Origin of the sequence: Tabrizicola sp. (assembly GCF_030694085.1) — a bacterium.
Classification (GTDB): Bacteria; Pseudomonadota; Alphaproteobacteria; order Rhodobacterales; family Rhodobacteraceae; genus Tabrizicola.
In genome coordinates this window covers 25,639-51,379 of sequence record NZ_JAUXZE010000031.1, presented here as the reverse complement: position 1 = coordinate 51,379, position 25,741 = coordinate 25,639, and the positions used below count along the sequence as shown (strand labels likewise).

Below are 25,741 nucleotides of genomic sequence, written 5' to 3'. Positions count from 1 at the left end.
TTTTGCGCACGTCATTTCTGGAGCACTGAACCATGGGCACCGGCTTCCCCGATCTACTCGATTTGCTCGTCAATGCAGGCAAAGTCGCCCCTGCATTGCTGATGATGATCCAAGGCATCGCAGCCTTGGTTGGTCTGTATCTCGTCGGCTCTGCCTTGGTCGAGCTGTGGGGGGTGTCTCATGACAACGCGCTGAAGTACGTTGCTGGCCGTCAGCGCTTTTCGACTGGATCGGCGCTGATCTCTCTGCTGGTTGGTGCGCTCTTGAGCGCGCTGTCCACCCTCAATTTGATGGGCATCATGTCCCGCACTGTGTCGGATGACTATGTGGCGTCGCGGATCATGCCAACGGACATGGCGTACAGCGCTGGTGGATCGCTGGCGGACAAGGGGGCCGTCGCCACCATCGCGCTGCTGTCGATCATGCAAGTCGTGGGCTTCATCGCTATGTTCAAAGCCCTTATGACTGTCAATCGCTACTACAACAACGAGCAGGCCCATATGGGCTCAGCCTTTGGCTGGGCTCTCGGCGGCGTGCTCTGCTGGAACTTCAAGTGGTTTGCCGATGTAGTCAACAACACACTGGGTTTCAACATCATCTCGATGTTCACCCCGTTCTGATCTCGTTCCCTAATTTTTACTTTTTTACAACCGGAGTTCACTCATGAAAGCAGCTTTCCTCAATCTCGCAGCCATCGCTCGCTACAAGGCATATCTCGCCTGCTCGTTGGTCGTCGCATTTTTCAGCGGCACGCTGGCTCTCCCTGCGCACGCAATCAGCAAGACCGACCTGACTCAGGACATTTCTGGTGGCAAGAAGTTTGACGACATTGCAGGCAACATCGACGGTGCCGCGCAGACTGGCGCATCTCTGCTGATCCAGCTCGTGGCAATCGGCGGTTTCGTGGTCGTGGCCATCTCGCTGTACACCCTCTGGAAGGCGTCCAAGGATGAGCGCGAAAAGCCACTCTCGGCTGTCGTGGGTCTGTTCATCGGTGGTGCGATGGCGGGCGTTGGCACCATCATGTGGATGATGCGTAACACCGTTACGGGCTAATCCGAACCAGCGGCCCAGGTGCTATCACTGGGCCGCAGTCACAGCTCAATCACCGCATCACGGACGAATATGGGAAGCATGGAACTGATACCGCCTACGAGGCCCGAGGCCTTCCTGACGCGGTTCGCGAATTTGCCGGTGTTGAGCGTCAAGCGCAAGCAGTGGCGCATGGAGCAGTCTGAGCATGACCGCAATGAGGCGGATGCCGTGTTTCTGGAAGTGCGCAAAAAAGTGCTCGACCGCGATGGTCGGCGCTGCTGGTTCTGCGGGTTTGCCAGCACAGCGAACCAAGAGGTCCATCACCTTGATGATGACCACACGAACAACCGCGAATCGAACCTCGTGACGATTTGCAATATTGACCATCTCTGCTTTCACCTGGGCTTGGCCGCGATGCGCGGCGCGATGTTCCTGGCAGTGGTGCCTGAATTGACCCAAGCTGAGATCACGAATCTGATGCGCATCTACCACTGCGCAATGGCAGTGGGTAACGAGGATGTGCAGTCGCGGCTCAAGGGTCTGTATGCGATCTTCGAGAGCCGTTCTGTAGACATTTTCAAGCGCGTTTTTGAAGCCGACTTCTCCAACGGCCATGAGATTGCGGTGGGCCTGTCCAAGCTCGACGATGCAGCGTTTGCGCTGCGCAACAAAACGCTCGATGGGCTTCGCGTGATTCCAACGGAAGCCGCGTTTCGTGACGGCCAAATTGCCGGTTACCTCACGCGAACACACAGCCAGTATTTGGATATGAATCACTGGCCTGCGTTGCTCGACACGCTGCGCCCGCAGCACGTCTGAGCCAGTCGTATGCGCATTGGAGCCATAGTATTTGACCCCAGCTCGGTGATGGGGTCGGGGGATCGCTCAGTCGTCTCCCTGACAGCCGGGTGGGCCTCCATCGGTGGCACAACCGCGCGCCGCATTCAAGGTATCTCGGAGCTGCCCAACGATGTGATCTGGCTGACAAACCTCGGCTACTCGGCATTCCTTGCTGCCAAGTTGAATATGCATGCCAATTTCCGCAATGACAGTTGGCTGCGAACTTCCTTCGAGCAGATAGCCACGGAGTTTGGCCTGGGCCGCAACACCGGCAAGGCCAAGGACACAGCAGAGGCTCTGTCCCTGATTGCGCATCGCGTGGTGGCTTACTCCTGTCGGGAGTTGAATGTGAAGGTCCAGAGCCATGGCCGTCTCAATGACGACTACGCGACCACCATGGGGTTAGATCGCTGCCGCATCCCCGAGGTGCACTACTCCACCTTCGAGACGATTGCGGGGCATCCAAGCGTCTCCGTGATACAGCCCGTGAGCTTTGGCCGAGGCACCACCAGCAGCGCCACGCTTCGCTGCAATCGCCTGGGTTATGCGCGACGCATGCTCGCCCAAAAGGTGCCACCCGATACAGGCTGGGTGTTGGCAAAGCAAAAGCTGTCAGAAGCCGAGCTGGAGAACATGGAGCAGCCATTCATGGTTCGCTGCCGTATCACCAACGTGAAGCCGATCATGGCCGAGGCCCTGTCCTGGGGCAGCGGTTCCAAGTCCATTCGCGAGTGGTTGACTGATGTTGAGTGGCGCGTTGTGCGCCAGTACGCGGATGTGGAGCTGCGGGCCGCAATGATCTGCGAGCAGGGCTATGAAAGCCTTGGTAGCTATGCGGAGAAGCTGCCACAAGGGGCAATGGACGAGCTGTCCTACAGCCTCGGTCTTGTGGCCGAGCAGGTTTGGACAGCACTGATGAACAAGCAGCCGCGAGTGGGACGGATCACTGGCTTCACCGCGCGTGCGGCCTGGATGCGTGCCATCGACCGCATGCAAATGTTTGACTATGCCCAGCGCATGCAGTCACGCCGGGGCGTGAACCTGATTGCCTACGGCATGGGCAATGTCGTTGTGCGGGTGCCCGAGGGTGGCATCAAGCACATCCTCGACGTTGCAATGGATGTGGGCTTGATGCCGCCCATGGCTAGTTTCATTGAAGCCAGGGAGTCGGCATGAGCCAGGGCGAGCAGGGCAAGAGTGGGCTGTACCAGATCGAAGCGGTGTTGCGCTCGCATGCAAGCGTGGTGCAAATGCTGGAGCTGGACGGGATTTTGGTGGACAGGGAGTCGGATGAGGCTGTGCGTACCGCGCAGGCTCATGGCTTTATCGAGCAGTTTGTCGAAAGGGTGAGTCATGCTGGAAAAATTTGAGTCGGTGATTGTCTCCATCTTGGAGTCGGTGAAAATGAGCGTGCAGGACTATTGCGACATTGAGACGGTGGACGAGGGCCGGAGCCTTGTCACCTCTGATGGCAGCTTTGCGACCATCGTTCGTTTTCATGGCAGCAAGGGCATTTTGGGTGAGGATCAGTTCCGGCAGTTGCTGTCGCTCGTCACGGGGTCGCTTGGCATCTTCTTGGACCATCGGGGGCGCCAGCTTCAAGCGATCTTCCGCCGTGACCTCGATGGCCGTGAGGCCCTGGTGAGCAATGCAGAGCAGCAGCACGCTACGGCCAAGCGCCTGTCTCTGGCTGTTCACGACCTGATTGATGAGACTGTGGATCGCTATGGCGACTACGTTTACGACGAAGAGTGCTATCTGGTGTTCTGGTCCCGCCCGTCGCTGCTGGACCCCATCGAGGGCAAGATTTTTCAGGAACAGGTCAACACGTTTCGCAAGGAAAGCGGATGGCCCGCCACTCGTGATGCGCAGAACCTGTTGCGGCCTATTTCATTCTTGCGTGATCGGCACAATGCCTACGTGACCAAGGTCGTGACGGACCTGTGCTCGCCGGAGTTCAATTGCCACGCTGAAATTCTCAACGCCGCAGACGCTTTGCGCGCAGTGCGCTCCAGCGTGTATCCAGACATAAGCGGCCCAGGCTGGGAGCCCGCGCTGCCAGGGAAGAAGATTCCATTCCGTTGGAAGGACAACGCGAGGCACGAGGACTACAGCGAGTTCTTGTATCCGCGCATCGCTGAGCAGGTGATGACAGCCTCTGCGGACATTGGGACGATCTCGAATCCACAGATCCCTGACCCGACCACCATTCGTGTTGGCACCCGCATTTATGCGCCGCTGTTCGTCAGCGCCCCACCGCGCGAGCCCAAGTTCTTCAACCACCTGTTCTCGGCGCTCAATCGTTCCGACACACAGGAAAACGGGCGCTCGCGGTCAATGCCCTACACCCTGTCCGTGATGATCGAAGGCGATGGCCTGCAGGGCACAGGATTCAAGCAGCTTTTCGCGAACCTGCTGGGCTTCACCTCTGAGATCAATCGCAACATCAACCTTGCGCTTCGCGATCTGCAGGAGCGCAAGCGCGATGGCGAGACGATTGTGAAGTTGCGGATTGCGGCCATGACCTGGGCTGACTACACGCCAGAAGGCGTGCGTGAGCTGCGGTTGCGCAAGTCCAAGGTGCTCCGCGCGCTCGAAGGGTGGGGCAAGTCGTCGGTCACTGAGCGCACTGGGTACGTCATGGATGCCTTTCAGACGTGCTGCGTGGGCCTCTCGCCTAAGCACTACGCTCCCGCGTGCCCTGCGCCCCTGTATGAGGCGCTGGGACTCTTGCCGCTGACCCGCCCCGCATCGCCTTTTGCGCGTGGCTCCATCATCTTCCGCAGCCGCGATGGCAAGGTGCTCAACTACCAGCGCTTCGCATCGGAACAAACCACATGGATCACGCTGATCGCTGGGCGCCCAGGCTATGGCAAGTCGGTGCTGATGAACTCCAATAACTTCGAGTCCTGCCTGTTGCCCGGTATCCAGCGCCTTCCGTTTGTGGGCATCATCGACATTGGTATCTCGTCGGCTGGATTCATTGATCTGGTGCAGGATGCGCTGCCAGAGAACATGCGGCACCTTGCGGTCTACAAGCGACTGCAGAACAACGAGCGGGACTGCATCAACACCATGGACACGCCGCTCACGAAGCGTGAGCCGCTGCCTCGTGGACGTGAATTTCTCAAGAACTTCATGACGGCCCTGGTTACGCCGCCCGAGCGTGATGGCAGGGCCTTTGAAGGCATGTCCACGTTCGTCGGTCGAATCATCGACCTTGCATACATGCGCAAGTCGGATCGGCTGGAGAAGGCTCAACCGAATCGCTATCGACCTGGGCACCATCGGTTGCTCGATGAGGCTGTGCAAAAGCTGGGCATCACCATCATGCCCGCCACCAGCTACTGGGAGCTTGTGGATGCGTTTTTCAAGGCTGAGCAGTATTACGAGGCTGAAATCGCCCAGCGGTACGCTGTTCCCACGTTGTCTGACCTCGCAGCAGTTGCCAGCTCCGAAGAGGTCAAGTCTGAGTACGGTACGACGAAGACAGAAGGCGGTCGCGATCTGATCCCCACGTTTGTTACTGGGGTGCGTGAAGCTGTCGGTGACTTTCCTGTGTTCGCCAGTTACACGAAGTTCGACCTGGGAGCTGCGCGCGTCGTTTCACTGGACTTGCAAGACGTGGCGATGCTGGGCTCTGCGGCTGCGCAGAAACAGACCTCGCTCATGTTCATGATCGCCCGCGAGTCGTTCATGAAAAAGGTGGCCTATTCGCGTGAAGACCTGCCGTTCTTCGAGGCGTATGCCCGTCCGTACTTCACCAAGATGGTCAACGAGATCGTTGACGAAAACAAGGTGCTGTGCATGGATGAATTTCACAAGACGGGCGGGCATCCGATCCTGCGTCAGCAAGTGCTGACCGATGCGCGTGAGGCTCGGAAGTGGAATATGGAGATCGTTCTTGCCAGCCAGCTTATGGAAGACTTTGGCGACCTCTGCAAGGTTGCGACCACGCAGTTCATCATGGACTCAGGGACCGAGCAGACGCGCCGTTGGATGCGCGAGAACATCGGCTTGTCGCCCGTCGAAGAGCAGGGGTTGGTCAACTTTGTGCACGGCCCTAATGCCGATGGCGGCACCTTCCTGGCGAAGTTTGAGACGAAGAGTTCCCCCTTTTCGCAGTTGTTCACGCTGACGCCGGGGCCGATGCGGCTGTGGGCGCTCTCTACGACCGCCGAGGATCGCAAGCTGCGGATGATGCTCTATGAGGCAATGCCTCGTGATGCAGCACGCAAGCTGCTCGCCAAACGCTTTCCGTCCGGCTCGTGCAAGAAGCTCGTAGAGCGGCGCAAGCAAGAGCAGTTCGCGGATGCCGATTTTGTGGACGAAGCGATGGAAAGTTCTGTGATCGAGAAGATCGCCAAAGAGTTGTTGGCGGAATGGTTCGAGTCACCTGCGCACGCGCTGGGTTGAATGCTGCTGTAGGCGAAGGGGTTACGAATGGTTCAGTACAGGGGTGCTTCGCGCAAGCATGAGGTAAGGGCTTCTCGACGCCGTAAAGACACGCGGCTCGCGGGTCAGAAAATCTCGGAATTCTTTTCGTCACCCGATGGCGGCGCGATCTTCCTGTTGATTGTGGTGGGCCTGTCTGTGGCATTCGCCATCGTCAAGCCTCTTCCCTTCGCAGGGGAGTTTGCGCTGCTCATCCTCTGGTTGTTCTGGCGGATGTACGGCAACGTGGACGGGCGAGCATTCGACTTCCCCTATCGCATGCCCATTGAGTCGAAGCTGCGCGATGGCTCCACGCTCAAGGGCAAAGGCCTTGGCTCTGGCATCACGATGCTGGGCAACGATCTTGAGACGCGCGAGCAAATCTACGCTGGCGACAGTGACTTGCGCACCCACCAGCTCGTGCTGGGCACCACGGGCTCTGGCAAGACCGAATACTTGTTGGGCCTCGTCTTCAACGCCCTGGTGCAGAACACGGGGTTCATCTACACGGACGGCAAGGGCGATCCCGCCCTGCAGAAAAACATCTTCAAGCTGGCCCGCCGTGTTGGCCGTGAGGATGACCTGCTCATCATCAACTTCATCACCTCTGGCCGCGACTTCGTTGAAAAGCAGTACGACAAAGTGACGAACAACATGAACATGATGGGGAATACCTCATCGGGCATGTTGATTGAGTTGATCGTGGCCCTGATGGACGATTCCGGTGGTGGCGGTGATATGTGGAAGGGCCGAGCAATCAGCTTTGTGGCTGCGCTAACTCGCCCCCTCGTTTTCTTGCGCGACAAGGGGTACATCAATCTGGCGCCGGAAAGTTACCTCGAATACTTCGAGCTGAACGCTATCGAGGAACTGGTGTGGGAGCACAAGGGCAAGTACGGTGAGACGTTCGATGTGGTGTGCGCACCGCTGCGCTCGTACCTCCTGACGCTGCCCGGATACCAGAAAAACAAGATCAAGAAGCAGGAGACGAAAACGCTTGAGCAGCATGGCTTCATCGTCATGCAGCTCACCCGGATTTTCAATGACCTTACTTTCAACTACGGCCACATTTTCAAGACGAAGGTGGGCGACGTTGATTTCTACGATGTGGTGATTAACCGGCGCCTGCTGGTGGTGCTGCTGCCCGCGCTGGAGCGGGCGCCAGACTCCATGCGCATGCTCGGCAAGATGATCGTGGGCTCCATCAAGCAGATGATGGCCGGGTGCCTGGGCAATCGCGTGGAGGGCCTGGTCCGAGAGATCATTGATTCCCGGCCCACCAATGCCGCTGTGCCGTTCTACACCATCCTTGACGAGTACGGCTATTACGCCGTGATCGGCTTCGCCGTGGCACCTGCTCAGGCTCGTTCGCTTGGCTTCTCCGTGATCTTCGCCGCGCAGGACTTTTCCTCGCTCAAGAAGTCCTCCGCAGAAGAAGCCGATGCGACCTGGGAAAACACCAACATCCGTGCCATCGGCCGCATCACCTCCGGGCAAGAGAGTGAGACGTGGAAGCGGGTGCAAGGTGCTGCGGGTGAGGCAGATGAAGCTCGCATGTCTGGCTTCGAGCGCAAGTCCGGGGCGGTCAATGAGGTGTTTCGTCAGCAAGACAACATCACCATCGAGCGGCGCAATCGGCTCGACTACGACGATCTTGCGATGCAGGAGAACGGCGAGTTCACGTTCCTGATCGGCAAGAAAGAGCGGGGAGGGCAGAGCGGGGGGGTGCGTGTCATCCGGGGGATGGGCTTCTACACGGGTGGTGGCAAGACGCCCAAGGAAATGCGCATCAATGACTTCCTGCCTATTCAGGCACCGGAGCCAGCCGATCTGCCGCAGAACCGCAAGGCGGTGAAGCTGCTGCAAGGCGCCTTGAGCGACGGATCACTCGGTGTCATGTTGGTCCAGGCCGTGGAGGCTGACCCCATCTTGACCTCGATGCGAAATCTGTTTGCGCACAACTACGTGACGCCGGATTCCACGCGGCTCAGCCGCCCTGATGCGGCGGCTGCGGTGATGCATTGGTTCTTGTCCCGCAAGGGTAACGAGCTGGTTGGTGCAGTGGGTAGCAAGGCGCCTGCAGTTGCTGCAGCGCCGGTGACGGCGCCTGCTACGGCGCGTTCTGACCTACCCGAGGTGCCGGAGACTCCCGAAGCACCAGAGTTCCTGCAGGAGGCGCCTGAGTTCCCATCGGATGCCGATGGCGCCCAGGAGGCCGCTGGTGCCTCCGAGGCGGCGCGGGGCCAGCCGAGCTTGCGCAGCCGCTTGCTGGAGGTCTGTGAGGCTCTGAATGCTGATCCTGCGGCCTTTCCAGCCGCTACGGGATCTGCACCTGCAGCCGATGATGACGAGATCAGTCTGAATGACGACTATGTGTCCACGAGCATCGTTCTTACGCAGAGCGAAGCGAACGCCTTCAAGGAGCGGGCGCTGCCACTTTTGCGCCAACACCTGATGCTGGCCGGTGCCGTGGATGCACCCCAGACCGAGGAAGACTTCGACGCCGAGCTTTCAGTGGGCGATGAAGCGCTGCTCAAAGACATTGAGATGCTGGGCCGGGGTCAGCCCTATGAGAGCCTGGATGCGAAGTGGCAGGCCGAGCAAGAGGTGTTGGCCACGCGCAAGGCAATCATCAAACAGACCGCCTACATCGACCCTCCAATGCCCGCCAAGATGGACGTGCACGAGGCCCAGGAGCGCCTGTCCAAGCTGGACGCCTTCTGTGGTGCGCTCATGAAAAAGACCTTGAAAGATGATTGATGCGATGCCGGTCTTCTGTTCAAATAAGCGTAACGACTGTTTTTTGAACATTGCTATATATCTGGCGTCAACATGAGCATTTTTGGAAAAGCTAAAGGCGCTGCAAAGTACGTCTTTGTCAAGATACCGGCTGGCGTTTTGGGTGTGAACACCCTTCGGCAGAACAACCAGACCATCAAGGCGCTGTATGACACGCTGACCAACCCCCTGTGCCCGCATTGTTCTGGTGGGGTGATGCGGGTGCAGGGAGCGCAGGAGGGCGACAACACCGAGATGGCCTATACCTGGGCCTGCACCAAGTGTGATTTCATGCTTCTGGGCGGGCGGGACAAGAGCACTGTGACCCCGACCCTCATGGCGATCCGTGAAGAGCAGTCGCTCACGTTATTTGACGGGTTAAGCACTGAGGAGCGTGCGTCGGTTGTGAAGTCGCACACCCTGAGTTCGCGGATATTCCTGGGCGCTGCGGTTGTCTTTTTCCTGGGCTTTTGCTGGATGCTGTTGCAGGGCTCAAGCCTTCTGCTGTCGATCAATTGGGCTGCACTGGCCCTGTGCATGTTCGTGCTCTTCCTAAAAAAGAGCTACCGGGCATGGCAAGTGGAAAACGGCGTTCTTTACGTCAAAGGCGCTTTCAAGTCGTGGTTCAACAATGAGAAGTGGTTTCGCTAAAGCCCTGGCAGGGCTGGCCGCGTGCGCGAGCGCTTTGACGGTCGTGGGCGCGGCGGCTATGCCAGTGCTCAACGTCAATGATCCCCAGCACCGTGTCGGCCCTGCAGACATTCCTTGCGTGATCCAAGCGGCGATGCGCCAGGGCGTCCCTGCGAATGTCCTACTGGCACTGGCCTCGGTCGAGGGTGGGAAGAATGGGCAATTCGTGCGCAACACGAACGGCACCGACGACCTGGGCCACTTCCAGATCAACACCATGCATTTCGACACCCAATCGGGTGTGTTTCGGCACGTCAGCAAGACCGATGCGGCATGGCGCGGTTGCTACAACGCCGAGCTGGCCGCGTGGTTCCTCCGGCAGCGGCTGGATGCCCCTGGCAATCACGACTACTGGGTGCGTGTCGCCACCTACCACTCGGCCACGGCTCAATACAACACGATCTACCGGCGCAAGCTGGTGCCACTTGCGGCGCGCTGGGGGCGTTGGCTGATGGCGAATTACCCCACACAGGTTTCTACTCACTGACAAAAGGAAGTCGCAATGTCTCGAATTCAAAATAGCTTTCAAGTTACTGGCCGCTTAGCAACTGACGTTGAGATCGTTAACCCAGATAGCCAACACCCTGTTGGACGTGTGAATCTGGGTATCGAGAACGGCTACAAGGATCGCCAGTCGGGTGAGTGGGTCGATCAAACGTTGTGGGCTGAAATTACGTTCTTTCAGGCCAATCATATTGAGCGGCTGCAGAAGTATTCTGGCAAGGGAGCCGAGATAACGGTGCGCGGGCGGTTGGATAAGAACGTGTGGGAAAGCAAGACGCGCACAAACGGTGATGGCACCCCCGCAATGGATTCCAAACTGGTGCTTATCGCTACAGAGCTGCGACTTCATGGCCGTCCGAAGGGCCAGGAGGGTGGAGCGCAATTACCTGCGGGTGGTTATGACGATACGGATGACCAAATTCCTTACTAAGCGGCACTTTTTTAGAAGCTAAAAAGCCGTGGCGATAATTTAGCGTGGTTTTAATGGGGCGCTGTGAAAGCGCCCTTTTTATTTTCGATTGACGGTGTATATGGCGAATATGGCGAGTAATGCAGGCGCGCATGCGGCGCGAATAACTACATACATCGTGGTTGCATGGAGCGGGTTCTTCGTTCTTTCTGTCGAACTTCTTAGTTCAAGGCTTCTAGCGCCTTATTTCGGCTCTAGCATATTCGTATGGGGAGGTATTCTCACGACCTATATGCTTGCCTTGTCTTTTGGTTATTTACTGGGTGGGGTTTTCTCTACCCGGCAACCTAGGCTCTGGAAGTTGGCTGCATTGCTGGCTGCAGAAGCCCTGTTGACACTGCCAGTAATTGAAGCAGAGCCATTGCTTGAGGCGATTTCCATTGCCTTCCCCGATCCACGGTGGGGCAGCATCATCTCCAGCATGTGCCTCTTTGCAATTCCAACAGTCATCTCCGGCATGGTGAGCCCGTACTGCATCCGGCTGTTGGTGCGCGGCATTGGTAGTAGCGGTCGCGAGGCTGGGCTGGTGTACTTCGTGAGCACCATTGGCTCTGCCGCAGGCACGATAGGCACCGGCTTTTTTCTGGTGCTGGTCTTCGATGTGTACCGCCTGATCGCCATGCTTGCTGTTATCTCGTTGCTCGTGGCCGCTGTAGCAGCAAGCCTGTCGTACCAACTGCGTATCCGCAATGATGATTAAAACCCTGGTCGCAGGCGCGCTGGCCCTGCTGGCGGCGGTGGACGCCCAGGCGCAAGTCTTTGGGGCGACAAAGCCCATTTGGGTGCAGCGGTCGATGTACCGCAACATCATCGTCCTCGACGGGCCTACACACAGGTGCCTGACCTTTGGGCGCCGCAGCGCGAGGCAGAGCTGCATGGAGAAGGATGCTCCGGCGACAAAATTGGTTTTTGGTTATACGCAGAGGATGTTTGATGCTCTGCAATATGTGCCAAACGTCAAGCGTGTTTTGGTGATCGGTATTGGCGGGGGAAGTATTCCCATGGCTATCCGAGAAAAATATCCCGATGTGATGGTCGATGCTGTTGAGCTGGATCAGGAGGTGATAAATGTCGCAGAGCGGTTTTTCAATTTCAAGCCTAATAATGAACTTCTGAGAGTCTTCGCAGAAGATGGAAGAGTTCATATTAGGAGGGCAATTCGTGATGGTGTTAAGTTTGATGTGGTGATGCTTGATGCATTTGATAAAGACTACATACCCGAGCACATGGCGACGGCTGAGTTTCTTACGCAAGTGAAGAGTGCGTTAACGCCTAACGGCATTCTCATGTCGAACACCTATAAGAAAACTGGGTTTGCCAAGTATGAGGAAGCAACCTATCAGCATGTTTTCGGCGGTGTCTACGAGTCGGCCATACCCAACGGCAACCGTATTATTTTTGCGGGAAAGCATGCTGCGGATGTTGCAAGCCATCTTCCCGATTCTGCGCGTATTGATGAATCGGATGCGACGGTGATGCGGGATCGTTTCTCTCCGGTTAATTCTCTGCTTGTTCGCTGATGCGGATTGTGAAAGGAGTGCCTGTGTTGACGGATGAGGATATAGATGCTCTTTCGCTCGGTGAGCTGATGGAGTTGCATGAAAATGTTGGTGCCCGCATAGAGCGATTGAGGGCTGCAGGCAGGGCTCAAGCAATTACCAAGGCCAGGGCATTAATTGAGAAATATGGAATCGAGCCTTTGGTGATATTTGGCGCGGATTGGGAAAATGGACAAAAACCCCGCAAGCGAGCCGCGCAGAAATACTCCGATCTGTCCGCTGGTAAGGATTGGGATGGCATCGGAAAGACGCCGCGATGGGTGGTGGGAAAATCCGCGAGATTAATAAAGTTCCCAAACCTTATCGGCTGAATACGCGGCGTATCTTGTTGATCTGTCCGGGCGATGCAGTTGCGCTGTTCCTGTATTGATCTCTGATGTTCAAAGAGGCATCGTTGCGTTAGTTGATCGAAAATTTCAAAAAGCGCGACGGCGCATTTATGATGTTTGTCAATTTGTACGCGGTAAAAATGGCGATGTGTTGACAGTACAATTTCATGCGGGCTATATTCCGGCCAACGTAATTTCCCTCGTTTATTTGGAGAACCGCATGAGCAGCACCTTCGACCCTTCCATGGCAAAAGACGCTTTGAAGCCGCAGGCTCAGCAGCAGCGGCGCGTTTTTGATGAGCGCGTCTTCATGGCCGTAGAGCGGTTTGAGCTTTCGCGCCCTGGTACGGGTGGAGAAGACTGGGCCATTGGGCGCTCCGTGACCGATCCCAGCGTGAAGCTGGCCGTTCGCTTGAGCACGGTGGAAGAGCGGATGGTGGACATGCCCAAAGCCAATGAGGCCCGTCTGCGTCAGTCCTACGAAAGCGGCGAATTTCGCCGCGAAACCCTGGCCGAGAAAGCGGCAGGGAAGATCAAGCTGATCGCGTTCGATGGCGCTCGCCCGCTTGGCGAAACAGAGCATGGCGTCAGGACGTACCGCGCACACTGGCCGCAAACCATGGCAGCAAAGCCCGAGGCCGAGGTGGTACACGGCCTGGGCACGATCAACCTGTTCCAGCCCAGAGATGGCGCCCCTGGCAAGGCGTCAGCCCATGTGGAATATCTGCGGACCTCCACCATCGTGGATGGCTCCAATGTGCGCGAGGCCCTGGGGTCGGCCTTGGCGACTAAGGATGACCAGGGCAATGCCCGTGACGGCCACGCCATCATGCGCGTCTACCACGGGGGGACTGAATTCGCGACAGCGCGTGTTTTCCCTGCGCGGGAGGAATCCGTGGTGAAAGACCCTCTGTATGGCGACAACAAAACGGTTCGTCTGCCAGTGCCGGGGGATGCAAGCGTAAAGGCGTTGCTGGATGGCAAAAGGGCAGGCCTGGACAATGTGGATGTACAGAACGATCTTGCACGGGCCATCGTTGCCGGAATTCTGGACGATGATGAGCCTCCTGTGTCCCACGTCATGGCGCCAGAAAAGGCTGCGAATTTCTTCTACGGGGCAAAGGCGGGTGAGCTGACGGTCGAGATCGTGGCCGCTGAGCGCATTAATTTCGGTCTGGACAGCGCGAAGACGTACCTCAAGGACATTGAAAACCCGAAGTTCGCCGGGTATCTGGTGCGCACGGAAGTGGAGGGCGAGCGCACTACCGTTGAGCGCGGATATGGCAACACCGTCACCGCGATCCAGCGGCATCCCGATGGCCTGCCTTATGCGATCTACGCATCGCCCCAGGAGCACTTCCCCCAGGTCAGTCCCCTGGCGCACTTTGATGCGCAGATGCCCCTGACTTCTATCCTGCCGGAAGACCCCAAAGCTCCCCGAAAAGAGGCTGCTTACGAGAGCAGCCCAGGCATGTAACGCTTCATGAGCGGCAAGAAAACCACCACGGCGCCCAGGTGCCCTGGTGGTTTTTTATTTGTGCCGTATTGGTGCTGTATGCGCGTCGTATAGGTGTTGTGTGGGTGCTGTTTGTGCCCTGTTTTGGTGGATTTTGAGGGTAGTGCTTTGGCTGCAAAGAAATGGTTTGATCTCGCTTCCCATGGCTATTTTGTCGGTGCGGCAAGGCTGCGCGATGGGGTGCAGCGCATCTTGTTGCTGGATGTTGAGGACAAGGCAGACGCCGACAAGCTGCTTGCGGCGGGCTTTGCTCGTACTCAGGGCTCGCCAGCCTACGAACGCGGGCTGTATTTCCTGGCGCGTGACGATCAGCGCATCAAAGGGGCAGAGCTGGCTGCAGCGTTGGGCCTGCCCAACTGCCCCATGGTCGTCAAGGAAAGCGACGAGATTGCCCGCGAATTTCAGGCGGCTTTCAAAGACAAGATTGGCAAGAACCTCTGGACTGCGTTGCAGCAGTCTCGCCAGTTGGGCCGCAACAAGGATGGCTATCTCGTACACGAGTCGAATACGGGACGTTTGATCCAGTGGACCAATGACAACGGCGATGCCGAGATCGTTGCAGCGAACTCGAAGGCTGGCCGCGAGCTGGGTGCCGGAGCCTTTCTGTACGCCGATGACGCGGAGTCCTTGGCGGATTGCGCGCAAGGGTTCTTTGGGGAAATCAGGGCCGGTGCCCGCAAAGACTGGTCTGACATGGAGCGGGCCACCCGAGCTGCTTATGCCCGCCACCTCGTCAACGGCGAGGTGTCTGACATGCAACTAAAGGCCTTTCAGGAGGCGGTCGAGGCTGCAGGCTACCGAGCCTTCAATAGCCGTCCCTCCCGGAAGATCGACAAACTCGCGTTCACCGTGGCCGAGGACTACTACAACGGCCTGCCGGTGGCGCGTATGCGGACTGCCGAGTCGATAGCGCTGCAGCAGTATTCGACCCCGCTACCGATGGGGGTCATCGCCCAGCGCCTTCTGGTGGGCAATGAGGACTTTCAGGGCAAAACGTTCGTGGAGCCCACGGCGGGCAATGGCGGGCTGCTGACGCTCGTCAACAAAGGGGGGCGCGTCTTTGCTATCGAACTGGACAGCAAGCGTGCGAGCGTGCTCAAGGCCAACCAGTGCGAAAAGGTGGTGGTTGGCGATGCTGTGGAGCTGAACTATCGACGGGCGCTGGAACAGCCCGAGGGCTTCGACTATTCGATAACGAATCCACCATTTGGAGCCATGGAGCGGGATCGTTCGTTTGAGAAGCTGCCGCGTGTGCGGCGTGCGGACTACTACATTGCCCTCAAGACCCTGGAAGCCCGCAAGCCAGAGGGTCGTTCGGTATTGATCCTGGGGGGTGATGACGCGCGAAATCCGGGCGAGTTTCGTGGCGGCACCAAGGCGTTTCTCGAATACGTCTATGACCACTATGAGGTGCTGGGTGCGGTCGAGCTGGACGGTCGGATGTACGCAAAGCAGGGTGCGGGCGCCAATGTGCGCATGTTCTCAGTCGGTGCGCGCCGCGAGGTGCCATTGACCATAGAGATTCCTGAGCGCTTGCCGGTGATTCGTACCTACGCCGAGGCTTGGGATTGGGCCGAGCGCGTCGTGGCAACCTACCCAGCAGCGGTGGTCGAGGCCGTCACTGTGGTTGAGCCGGAGCGGCCTGAGTTCGAGCTGCAGGGCGATTCGCCCGCCCAGATGCCGGTGATGGCCTCTGTCGAGGTAGATGCGGGCGAAGCGCCTGCAGCGCCAGTGAAGAGCGTGCCAGAACGCAAGGTGAATGAGTACCAAGCTCCCTACCAAGCGGCTTCCAAGGTTGCGCCGCCGACTGGCATGGTTCCGATCAACCTTGCCGGTGCTACCTATGGCGCTCTGGCCGATCTGGAGTCGAAGGTCGGCCCGATTGATGACTATGTGGCGAGCAAGCTGCAGTACGCAAAAGAAGATTTGGGTGGGTACTTCTCGCCCGAGCAAGTTGATGCGCTGGGCCTTGCGATCAGCAAGATGGACGATGGCCGAGCATTCACAAACAGTGATTTCACGGGCTTCGGTAAAGGACGCTTCTGCGCCGCGATGCTGCGCTATGCAAAGCTGGAGGGCAAGGTTCCGGTCTTCCTGACGCTAAAACCAGAATTGTTCACGGACATTTTTCGTGACCTAAAGGACATAGGTTCAGACGATCTGTTCCGCAGCCCGTTCATCTTCAATGAAGGGGTCGGGATCATGCAGTTTGGGTCTGGCTCCGATGTGTTGCACCCGGCCACGTCGTCCAGCGCACGCAAGGCGGCGCTCGATGCTGGGGTGCTGCCCGAAGGAACTGATCTTGTGCTCGCCACGTACAGCCAGTTCCAGCGCAGGCCTGAGATCAACCGCAAAGCGGGTTTTCTGGCCGAGATTGCCAGGCAGGGCACGGCCTTCGTGGTGGACGAGGCCCATGTGGCTGCTGGCGAGTCCAACATCAGTGCGTCCATCGGCGCCGCCCTTTCCGAGACGGATTCGGTGGTTTATGCCTCGGCTACCCCATTCAAGGGGGTGGCGTCATTCCACATTTATTCGCGGATGTTCCCCAAGTCCGTCGATCTCGCAAGCCTGCCGGAGACGCTGAAAGCAGGTGGCGAGGCCTTGATGGAGGCCATCAGCTCCAACATGGCCCGCGATGGGGTGTTCATCCGTCGCGAGCTGGACTTGTCCAAGCTGGAGTTTGCGTCGCGCGAGCCATCGCCTGAGCGCACTCAATTCAACCGTGACGTTAGCGACAAGGTTGCACGCATCCTGAGTCGCATGTCCTACCTGTCTGGTGATGTGAGCAAGGAAGTCAACGAGCTGAATGCGGGGTTCAAAAAGCAGCTCGAAGGCATCCCGGAAAACGAACGCCAAGGTGCGCGCATGCAGGCGTCCAGCATGAACTTCGGATCACGTCTGTACAGCCTCAATCGGCAGTTTCTGTTGTCGTTGGTGGTTGAGGATGCTGCCGATGCCGCGATACAAGCGTTGAAGGAGGGCCGCAAGCCGGTGATTGCGGTCGAGAACACTGGAGAAAGCCTGCTTCGCGAGGTTCTGCAGCGCCGCGCGAACGTGGCCGAGCTGCTCGATGAGATCGAAAGCATCAAGGCCCGCCCAGGCGACGACGCTGCAGACGCGCAGGAGCGCCTGGATGCACTCAAGGAGCAGGTGGACTCAAGGATGGCAGCGGTCAAGCTCGAAAAGCCGCCGCAGTTCCGTGATCTGCTGGAGGTGATGCTGGATCGCATCGGAGTCATTAAGGTTCAAGAGCGCTATGGTGAGTACAGCACACACCGCCCATCGTCTGAGGAGTACCAAGACGAAGCGAAGGCGCTGCGTGCGCTGATCCGAGAGCTGCCCGACATGCCGCTCAGCGCCCTGGACGTTATCAATCAGCGTCTGCGTCAACATGGGTATGAGCCAGCCGAGGTTTCAGGGCGCACTGTGTCGTTGCATCAAGAGCTTGAGGGAGGGCAGTGGGTGCCCACGGAGCACAAGAAAGCCAACGCGGTGGCGAACGTGGCTGGTTTCCAAAGCGGCCAGTACGACTGCATCACGATCACCCGCGCCGGGTCTACGGGGATCTCATTGCACGCTACCAATCGCTTTGCAGACTCTGATATTCGGCAGCGTGAATTCATCATTGCGCAGAAGGCCGCAAACATTGCCGAATACCTGCAGTGGATGGGCCGCGTGAATCGTCGCGATCAGGTGTGCCATCCGATCATGCGCAGCCTTGAGACTGCGCTGCCAGCGGAGTCGCGGCTGACGATGATGCACAACTCGAAGCTGCGGCGCCTTTCTGCCAACACCACCTCTAACCGCGACAACTCGAACATCTCGGACGAGTCGCTTGATCTGCTGAATGACCTGGGCGACGAGATCGCGCTGGAGTGGCTGGTCGAGAATCCGCGGTTCGCGCGTGATCTGGACATTGACCTGCCAACGGACGAAAACTCGCTGGATGCCCGCGCCCAGGACAATCCGTACATCAACAAGCTGATGGGTCGGTTGGTGATGCTGCCTGTCGCCAAGCAAGAGGAAATTCTGGCTACTTTGTCCCAGCGATTCCAGGCCAAAGTCGAGGAAATGGAGCAGCGTGGCGTCAACCCGTTCAAGGTGGATGTGTACGAGTGGGGCGCTCGCGTGGTGGCAGAAGATGAGCTGGTCGCGCCTACGCTCAAGATCACCTCATCGACCTTCGATGAGCCGGTGAAGATCGTGAAGCTGCACTACGAGGAAGAGGTCGTGCCGATTCGCGAGGCCAAGCTGATCGAGATGATCCGTGCGGGCATGGCCGACTACCACGAGGCGTTTGGGCATGGAGACGAAGGCAGCACGAACCGCGCGAGGTTTCGCGAGGCCGTTGCCAATGCCGCCGAGGCCTTCGTGCACAGGCAGCTCCCGGACGAGCTGCGCGAGGCGGTTGAGGCGGGCACCAAGTCCATCCACGACGCCCTGGAGCATGAAAAGGCGACGAGTGCCAAGCGTGCAGAGATGCGCATGCGCTGCCTAGTGAACGGATGGCCTCAGATGCTTCCAGGCACGCTCATTGAGTTTGATGACCCGATCAAGGGGACGCTCAAGGGCTATGTGACTGATGTGTCTTTGCCCAGGCCGGAGGCCCTGACGTTGCTGGGCGACTACCGCATGCGTGTGGTGTTTCCTGGCGAGAGCGGGGTGAAGACGGTTTCGCTGGCCACGCTGTTCAATCAGGATAAATCGCTGGGCGAGTTCAGCAGCTTGCGCATCAACACTGACAAACCAGACAACGGGATTGCGAGCTGGATCAAGCGTGAGTACGACAAGCTCATGTCTGGCTACAACGATGTGCCGGATGGGCTGGTGACTCGCTCGGCCATTGTGCTGAGCGGCAACATTTTCCGCAGCGTGGAGCTTGCGAGCAATAACGCCCTCGGCAACCCCATTCTCTACACGGATGCCGAAGGCAACCGGCAGCGCGCAGTGCTTGTGCGGTCGCATATCTCGCCTGAGAAGCTGAAAAGCATGCCCATCGGCATGGACGCCGATGACGTGGCTCAGTACATCCGCGCGGTGGACGCGAAGTTTGAGGCGCTGCCTGACAAAGGCTACAAGCCGTGCGTGGAGATGCTGATCTTCAACAACGCCCTGCTGGACGGCCCAGAGGACGGCGGCATTGTGCTTTCGCGCCGCACGCCTGGGCAGTACATGCTGCGCCTTCCCGGTACCAAGAAACATGCTGGCGGCTTGATGGCAGATGGACGGATTTTCGACATTGGTCCAAAGACACCGCCTGACAGCTTGAGGCTCAAGCTGGCGGGCACCCGAAAGACCATGAGCTGCAAGGTGGATGAGGGGCAGTTGCCGGAGTTGTTGACCCGGATGAACCAGGGCCACCATGTGAGTCGTTTTTTCGTTCACGACCTGGACTTGGAGATCATCAAGCAGCTCCAAAAGGCCAACAGGGAGAGCACTGCAGCGCTCGCGCAATCGCGCGATACCGGGGTTGTTGCTTCCTTGGGCTAATTGGATTTCTCAAAGGGTCCAATCGGTGTCAAAATAACGAAACGGCGCAATTTTGATGATTTCGCAAATGTTGAGTTTACCGGGGTGATTTATGACAGTAGGTAGCGGCGCTGCAGCGCCGATTGACCTCAGTGGCTACGCAATCATGTCCAACTTCGCGCGCAGTACCCAAAGCGCGCGGGTTTTGGCGTTCCTGCTTCGCATCGACAGTGTTGATGCGTGGGCGGTGGACTTCAAAGAGGACGAGGCAGCGAACGCACTGGAGGTCAAGGCATTTGTGACGCAATTGCAGGCATTCCTGAACTCTGGGGGGATGGACAGCCTGCAGGTGGCGCCGCATGAGTTTTTGGAGCTGCTAGGTGGCATGCGGTCCAGCCGATGCCTCTACCTGCTCAAGAAGGCGAGCGAGCAGAACCCTGTGCTCGCCGACCAGATAGAAAAGCTGCTTGGTGAGGCCAAGCCAGCGGATCGGTTGGTGATGGTCGTGCGTCGGAGGCTGGAGGCCTTCACCAAGGCGCAACTGATCGGGGAGATTTTTTCTAATTCAAGGCTTGAGCGGATCAAGTCCATCATGGGGGTTGAAAATGGGAAGCGCTGAAAACGTAGTGCCGGTGTTGGTGTCCCGCACGAGCTTGTTGTCGGATTTCATGCAAATCTTCTACAACAAGGGCTTCGTGGCAGGTGTTGTCCTCGGGGTAGCAGCATTGGGTGGCGGGTACGCCATCTCTGCTTCTAGCGGTGGTGGAGGGTCTTATAGCGATCCAACCAGCACGTTGCTATCCGATCAGGAGTCGGTCATCACTGCCCAGATGCGCGCTGACGCGCAGGCCTGCGCAAGCGGCACGCAGCAAGGGACTGTGGGCAATGCGATCAATATGTCACTCAAGGCCCATCTTGAATTGGCATCAGCTTCGCCGAACGTTGAGCAACTCTTCGATGTGAATGCGGACTGCTTCGCTGGCCTCAGTGCGTTGCTGGACCTGTCCTTTGCAATTCCATCGTTGGCTACCATCATCGCTGCGGCTCAACAGGCCGTGATTGCCTACGCCAAGAAGAAAATTTGTTCGGCTGTTTCCAAGGTCACTGGCATGGTGACTGGGCCTATCAATCAGGCCATCGGGCAAGCGAACCAATACATCGGTGCACTGAACGGCCTGAGCGCGAACCTCAATAGTTCTGGCGGCATGTCGTTGCTTGACCCCAACCTGGGTGCCAACTACAACATCGGTCAATCCGGCACGTACAACACCGGGCAACCGTTTGGCAATCAGCCACAAGCGACAGTTCCTGATTCTGCGGGCGGAAGTGGGTCTGGCACCGGCACGGGCACGGGCACGGGCACTGGTACAGGGACTGGAACGGGCACCGGGACAGGTTCTGGCGGGATGACGGGCAATGGCCCCGGCTCTTACTTTGCCGTGTACTCTGGACTGATTAACCAGTTGAACACTGCTGAGTCGCAGCTTGCGACTGCCAACCAGAACTTGGCCGCAGCCCAGCAAGCGGCCAATGTTTGCGTCGCGGATTGCACGTCGCAGCAACAGGCGGTGGCTTCTGCGCAGACGGCGGTGAACAATGCACAAGCAGCAATCGACACCATCCGCTGCAGGATGAACAACCTGCAGGCGGATGGCACGATCCCCGCGAATGCTTGTGTCACCACTGGCACGACTCTTTCGAGCCGTTCGGTTCAGCAGAGCCAAAGCCAGCAGAGCCTGACGCAGAAGCTGACCAACCTTTTCCAGTGATGCGCGCATCATGAAAAAGGCCGTCGCATCTAAGCTGGCTCAGGTGGCCTTGGTGGCCTCCCTGGTAGGAGTCTCAGCCCAGGCCCATGCCTTTGGCTGGGCCTCGGTGTTGTCGTGGTTCCAGACGATGCAGCGTGAGCTGAGCGCCCTGGCAATTGCGGTCAAGCAAAGTGCTGTCGCATCGAACCAGATCAGCGACGCTGAGGTCAATACCCGCAAGCAACTTGCGGTGGCAATGGGTGCTGTGATGACCAGTGAGCGTGTACGTGAAGTGGTGAAAAACTACGACCCGTCCCTCGGTCAGCCGATGCTGCTCAAGTGCGAGGCGCAGTTTGATCGTCGCCTGCAGGTTGAGGTTTTCAACCAGTCGGAGAAGAACACTCGTGTTCTGGTGTCGAACTTCGCTGCCGCATCCACGCCATCCCGTGCTGCAGCGGATCGGGATGTGCTGACCCAGCATCGTGAGCTGTTCTGTTCTGTCTCCGAAGCGAAGCAGGGCTTGTGCGAGCTGAAACCAAACGGCATGCAGGCCTGGGATGCTTCCTACTCAGGACCATTTGGCGAGCAGACGATGACGCCTGATGTGGAGCTGGCTGGCTACAACTACATCACCAACGTGGTGGACACCAGGGCGTCTCATTCCATCAATTGCAAGTCCGAGGCCTGCGCAGCAGCGCGGCTTGAGAACATGCAGGCCACTGCCATCGGTTCGATGGTGGCGGAAAGTTTCATTGGACAGTTGAGCATGCGCCGCTCGACTCGTTTGGAGTAGTGACTATGCGTAGACGTAATCGACATGCCGCAAAGCGGCATATCCTGCAGGCCTCGCTGGCTGCAGCGTTGGGTAACCCGAAGGTCATCGCGGCCGGGGCGATCTGTGCCGGTGTGCTGGTGTCGGGAGCGGCCTATGGCGCTCTTTACGGCTTCGGGCCTGCAGAGACATGGACCATTGGGATGATTACGGCGATGACGGGCACCGTGTCAGCCCAGCTCGCCGCCTTCCAGGCGCTTTTCATGGCGCAGAGCCAATTGCGGTTTGAGCAGTTGATTTCGGCTGTGGCCATCGCCACCAAGCAAGAGGCTGTGTCGGCGAATCAAGTGGTCGATGCCACGCGCAATTCCGGCCAAACCCTGGTGAATGCTGTCCGCGCGCAGCGCATCAACGATGCTACGGTCAAGGCCTACTTGGACTACTCGCCAACTACTGGGCAAGGCTTTGATGCCTGTGGCACTGTTGCGCGTAATCAATCGCTGGACAAGGCCTTTGATGACGTGCCAGGACTGGCGCGGCAGACCTTGGCTCAGCTCGATGTTGCACCTGGGCGACTGGTGGATTCGCGCGTGGGTGCCATGTCAAACCGACTGAATCTGCATCGGACTAAGTTCTGCACTCCAGCCGAGGCCAATGCTGGCCTTTGCAGCGTGGGCAGTGTTCCTGGCGGTGACACGAACGCGGCTCTGCTGTTTACGGGCGTGGATCAAGGCAGTGATGCGGCAGCGGCTCGCAAGGCGTTCATCCAGAACGTGGTAGGCGCCCCTGATGAGCGGATTACGCGGGATGCTGGTCAGTCTCCTGCAGGGCAGGCCTATGCCTTCGAGAAGAATCGCAAGGATTCCCTGTTGTCGATTCCTGCTTACTCCCTGGCAATGATCGACGCCAACAACACGCGCAGCGAAGCCTACGGGGGCAAGTCTGCCAACGAGATGATGAAACTGCGCGTGAACCAGTATTTTGGCGGCAAGGAAGCGCAGCAGTGGTCTTCGTCCATGGCCGCGCAGACCACACGCGGGCTCGTCGTTGAACTCACCAAAATGTCGGGCCTGGAGGTGTGGATGCGCCATAAGCAGTACGAGCAAGGCCAGCGGATGGAGGCCAATCTGGCGGCATTCGTATTGAGCAGCACTGATGACATGCAGGCCGAGGTCGATCAGAAGTACGACGCTGTGCTCCGACAAACGGCAGCGCAGGCAGTTCGGCCATAAAGGGGGCGGTATGCGTACAAGATTGAATCGTGCAGCACAAGCGGGCAAGACCGGGATGACCCGCGCCCAGCGGCGGGTGGTCACTGGCCTTGCAGGACTGACAGCAGCGACCTCATTCGCTGCGTTTTGCCCACCGCAGTATCAAGAGACATGGGTGTACCCGGCGTTCGTGGCTGCGACCTCCACCTTGACGGCGCAGATCACGGCCATGGACGTTGCGCTGTCGGCGCAGCTCTGGTTCCAGAGTGAGCGACTGATTAGCGCGATAGCGATCATGACCAAGCAGAAGGCGGTTGCAGCCAACCAGATCGCTGATGGCTTGCGCAACACAAACCAGAACGTAGCAGTAGGCCTGAACGCCCTTGCAACTGCAGAGCGCGTGAAGAAAGCGCGCTTTGAGTATGGCGGTGACTTCGGCCAGGGCTACTCCCCTTGCTACGTGTTCCAGGGGCGGCTGGGGATTGCGCGTGCTGAATCTGACTTGAGTGGTGCGTCTGCGGCTGCGCTGCGCGCAGACGTTCAGGCAGCTCCGGGCCGCTTTGCCAATCCGATCACCGCGCAGAAGGAGATGCAGATGGAGCACAACCAGCTCTTCTGCACTCAGGATCAGGCGAGTTCTGGCCTGTGTACCGCGCAGGGTAGTTTGCCAGGGGCCAATCTGAATGTGGCGACGCTGTTCAAGCCAACGGCGGGGGAAGAAGACCTGACGAAGGCCAAAACCTCGTTCATCAATTTCGTCGCTGGCCTGCCCGATGGCGAAGTGCCCCAAGGTGGCGGCTCTTCCCAGGTTGCAGCGACGTATCAACTGGCAAAAATCCAGAAAGACGCGGTGCGCAGCAGTGCGCTGGCATCCTTGACCCAGATTCGCCTGGAAACCACCAGCGGCGGTCATGGTGAGCATGGTGACGGCGATCTGCCACTGTCGATGCAATACGCCACCGAGGTGAAGCGCTACGCAGGCAATACGCCTGAATACAAGCGCTGGTCCAGCGTTATGGCTGCCCAGAATGACCGTGGCGTGATGGTGGAGCTGCTCAAGATCAAGGCGCTGGACCTCACCCTGCAGGAGCGGCAGTACCGTCAATATGAGCGCATGGAGGCGCAACTGGCAAGCGCAGTTGCTGCCAACCTCAAGTCGGGTCAGGCCCGCAAGGCGCAGGCCTCGGGAGAGGCCGCAGCTCGTCAGAACGCTGCGAATAAAGTGGGGTTGTGAGCATGGCGATGAAGTCTGCCAAGTGGCTCGCATACTTCGGCGCTGTCGCTGCAATTAGTGCAGCAGGCCTGATGCCGCAATCTGCTTTTGCGGCATCTGCCTCTTGTGCCATGGACCCGACCAAGGGCGGGGGTGGCATGGCGGCTACAAGCCGCTTTGGCACATGGCGCTCGTATTACAACGGCGGCAAGGGCGGCGGTCACGGCGGTCAAGACTTGCGTGCTGCCGTGGGTATGCAGTTGTACGCGCCGTTCGATGGAACGGTGCTTTACAAGAACGTTCAGCCAGGGGGTGCCGGTAATTTTCTTGCGATCCGCAATGGCAATGGCGATGTGGTCTGGTTCATGCACTTGAGTGGGTATGCCAATGACATTGCTGTCGGCAAGACGGTCAGCGCAGGCCAGTTCGTGGCCTTGTCTGGCAATACAGGTCGCAGCAGCGGCCCGCATTTGCACCTTGAGTACACAGTGAAGAAGCGCGAGGACGCGCGCAATGTGTTTGTGACCAAGGGGATGGAGCGCGAGCAGGTTTTCCAGGCCAAGAACAATTTCGTGCAGAAGAGCGATGGCACGTACACCACCGATCCGGCTGGGTACATGTGCGATCCGTACACCTTCGTGGGCGACGCCACCAAAGACAACGCGGTGTTGGGCAAGAACACCAAGGAGCAGTACCAGATTCTGCATGGCAGTGTGCCCAATGGCACCCCTCCCAACGCGGAATACACGGATGCCCAGTCTGTCGCAGCCAATTCGGTCGCCGTCCAGGCCAACGCTGTGGGCAAGACCATCCCCGAATTCCTCTCGGATCGTGATGGGTATGGTTCGTTGCCGGGAGTGCGCTACGAGAGCTACAGCAATGTTTCACCCTCGGAAATGATCGCTCGTGAGTCCAAGCGGCGCATGATCGACGCCGAGTGGCAAAAAAACCTGACACAGGTTTCGTCTCGCGCGTTGTGGGTGGACTACGCCCAGACGGTGGCGGTCAGCAACTACATGCAAGAGGCCATTTATCGCAAGCGCGAGAAGGTGGAAGCGCTCCTGGCGACGTTGGCTGCTCAGAAATCTGAGAGGCAACGCAGGGCGACGGATGCAGCGCGCGAGCGCGCTGTAAAGCAGGGTGCGACGAAGGCACTCCAGTAAGGCAATTTCGC

The 25,741-nt window shown here is 58.3% G+C and carries 21 protein-coding genes; all 21 read left to right on the top strand.

The features are described 5' to 3' along the window. Positions 1 to 32 precede the first annotated feature (32 nt). The 21 genes from Q8M85_RS03985 to Q8M85_RS03885 all read left to right on the top strand — a co-directional run bounded on the left by Q8M85_RS03985 (position 33) and on the right by Q8M85_RS03885 (position 25,730). Positions 33 to 620: a type IV secretion protein DotIE gene (locus tag Q8M85_RS03985; protein WP_087864738.1), complete on the top strand. Its 588-nt coding sequence runs from the start codon at positions 33 to 35 to the stop codon at positions 618 to 620. A 43-nt stretch (positions 621 to 663) separates the two neighbouring features. Continuing rightward, complete coding sequence (locus tag Q8M85_RS03980) at positions 664 to 1,056, top strand: hypothetical protein (RefSeq protein ID WP_216361026.1); 393 nt, start codon at positions 664 to 666, stop codon at positions 1,054 to 1,056. A gap of 78 nt (positions 1,057 to 1,134) precedes the next feature. Continuing rightward, the gene (locus Q8M85_RS03975) at positions 1,135 to 1,854 is read left to right on the top strand and encodes an HNH endonuclease (protein ID WP_087864737.1); all 720 of its coding nucleotides are present in this window, start codon (positions 1,135 to 1,137) and stop codon (positions 1,852 to 1,854) included. A gap of 153 nt (positions 1,855 to 2,007) precedes the next feature. Next, entirely contained in the window at positions 2,008 to 3,051 is a 1,044-nt protein-coding gene (locus Q8M85_RS03970; RefSeq protein ID WP_305540562.1) for a hypothetical protein, read from the top strand. Further along, on the top strand, positions 3,048 to 3,245 hold the full coding sequence (locus tag Q8M85_RS03965; RefSeq protein WP_087864736.1) for a hypothetical protein: 198 nt from the start codon (positions 3,048 to 3,050) through the stop codon (positions 3,243 to 3,245). Before Q8M85_RS03970 ends, Q8M85_RS03965 begins: the two co-directional genes overlap by 4 nt. Then, positions 3,229 to 6,291 (top strand): hypothetical protein, encoded by a 3,063-nt coding sequence (locus Q8M85_RS03960; RefSeq protein WP_305540559.1) that lies wholly within the window; start codon positions 3,229 to 3,231, stop codon positions 6,289 to 6,291. Before Q8M85_RS03965 ends, Q8M85_RS03960 begins: the two co-directional genes overlap by 17 nt. Positions 6,292 to 6,318: 27 nt before the next feature. Next, positions 6,319 to 9,069 carry a TraM recognition domain-containing protein gene (locus Q8M85_RS03955; RefSeq protein ID WP_305540557.1) on the top strand — a complete coding sequence of 917 codons (2,751 nt, stop codon included), beginning with the start codon at positions 6,319 to 6,321 and terminating at the stop codon, positions 9,067 to 9,069. A gap of 72 nt (positions 9,070 to 9,141) precedes the next feature. Beyond that, a complete protein-coding gene (locus Q8M85_RS03950; RefSeq protein WP_305540555.1) occupies positions 9,142 to 9,738 on the top strand; it encodes a hypothetical protein in 597 nt (198 codons plus the stop codon). 58 nt (positions 9,739 to 9,796) lie between these two features. Continuing rightward, entirely contained in the window at positions 9,797 to 10,264 is a 468-nt protein-coding gene (locus tag Q8M85_RS03945) for a transglycosylase SLT domain-containing protein (protein WP_305540552.1), read from the top strand. A gap of 15 nt (positions 10,265 to 10,279) precedes the next feature. Then, complete coding sequence (locus tag Q8M85_RS03940; RefSeq protein ID WP_305540549.1) at positions 10,280 to 10,711, top strand: single-stranded DNA-binding protein; 432 nt, start codon at positions 10,280 to 10,282, stop codon at positions 10,709 to 10,711. Between the two features lie 100 nt (positions 10,712 to 10,811). Continuing rightward, positions 10,812 to 11,450, top strand: a complete 639-nt coding sequence (locus Q8M85_RS03935; protein WP_305540546.1) for a fused MFS/spermidine synthase — start codon at positions 10,812 to 10,814, stop codon at positions 11,448 to 11,450. Next, the gene (locus Q8M85_RS03930; protein WP_305540543.1) at positions 11,440 to 12,270 is read left to right on the top strand and encodes a spermidine synthase; all 831 of its coding nucleotides are present in this window, start codon (positions 11,440 to 11,442) and stop codon (positions 12,268 to 12,270) included. Before Q8M85_RS03935 ends, Q8M85_RS03930 begins: the two co-directional genes overlap by 11 nt. 26 nt (positions 12,271 to 12,296) lie before the next feature. Then, complete coding sequence (locus tag Q8M85_RS03925) at positions 12,297 to 12,620, top strand: H-NS family nucleoid-associated regulatory protein (protein ID WP_172415286.1); 324 nt, start codon at positions 12,297 to 12,299, stop codon at positions 12,618 to 12,620. 55 nt (positions 12,621 to 12,675) lie between these two features. Then, positions 12,676 to 14,115, top strand: coding sequence for a hypothetical protein (locus Q8M85_RS03920; RefSeq protein WP_305540538.1), 1,440 nt, complete (start codon positions 12,676 to 12,678; stop codon positions 14,113 to 14,115). Positions 14,116 to 14,262: 147 nt separating this feature from the next. Next, positions 14,263 to 19,644 carry a strawberry notch C-terminal domain-containing protein gene (locus Q8M85_RS03915; protein ID WP_305540535.1) on the top strand — a complete coding sequence of 1,794 codons (5,382 nt, stop codon included), beginning with the start codon at positions 14,263 to 14,265 and terminating at the stop codon, positions 19,642 to 19,644. A 145-nt stretch (positions 19,645 to 19,789) separates the two neighbouring features. Further along, positions 19,790 to 20,242: a type IV secretion protein IcmW gene (locus Q8M85_RS03910; RefSeq protein WP_156391347.1), complete on the top strand. Its 453-nt coding sequence runs from the start codon at positions 19,790 to 19,792 to the stop codon at positions 20,240 to 20,242. Further along, positions 20,229 to 21,392, top strand: coding sequence for a hypothetical protein (locus tag Q8M85_RS03905; RefSeq protein WP_305540532.1), 1,164 nt, complete (start codon positions 20,229 to 20,231; stop codon positions 21,390 to 21,392). Before Q8M85_RS03910 ends, Q8M85_RS03905 begins: the two co-directional genes overlap by 14 nt. 10 nt (positions 21,393 to 21,402) lie before the next feature. After that, positions 21,403 to 22,164, top strand: coding sequence for a hypothetical protein (locus Q8M85_RS03900; RefSeq protein WP_087865474.1), 762 nt, complete (start codon positions 21,403 to 21,405; stop codon positions 22,162 to 22,164). A gap of 5 nt (positions 22,165 to 22,169) precedes the next feature. Beyond that, positions 22,170 to 23,375, top strand: a complete 1,206-nt coding sequence (locus Q8M85_RS03895; protein WP_305540526.1) for a hypothetical protein — start codon at positions 22,170 to 22,172, stop codon at positions 23,373 to 23,375. Between the two features lie 55 nt (positions 23,376 to 23,430). Continuing rightward, the gene (locus Q8M85_RS03890) at positions 23,431 to 24,588 is read left to right on the top strand and encodes a hypothetical protein (RefSeq protein WP_305540524.1); all 1,158 of its coding nucleotides are present in this window, start codon (positions 23,431 to 23,433) and stop codon (positions 24,586 to 24,588) included. A 2-nt stretch (positions 24,589 to 24,590) separates the two neighbouring features. Beyond that, positions 24,591 to 25,730: a M23 family metallopeptidase gene (locus Q8M85_RS03885; RefSeq protein ID WP_087865273.1), complete on the top strand. Its 1,140-nt coding sequence runs from the start codon at positions 24,591 to 24,593 to the stop codon at positions 25,728 to 25,730. Positions 25,731 to 25,741: the final 11 nt, after the last annotated feature.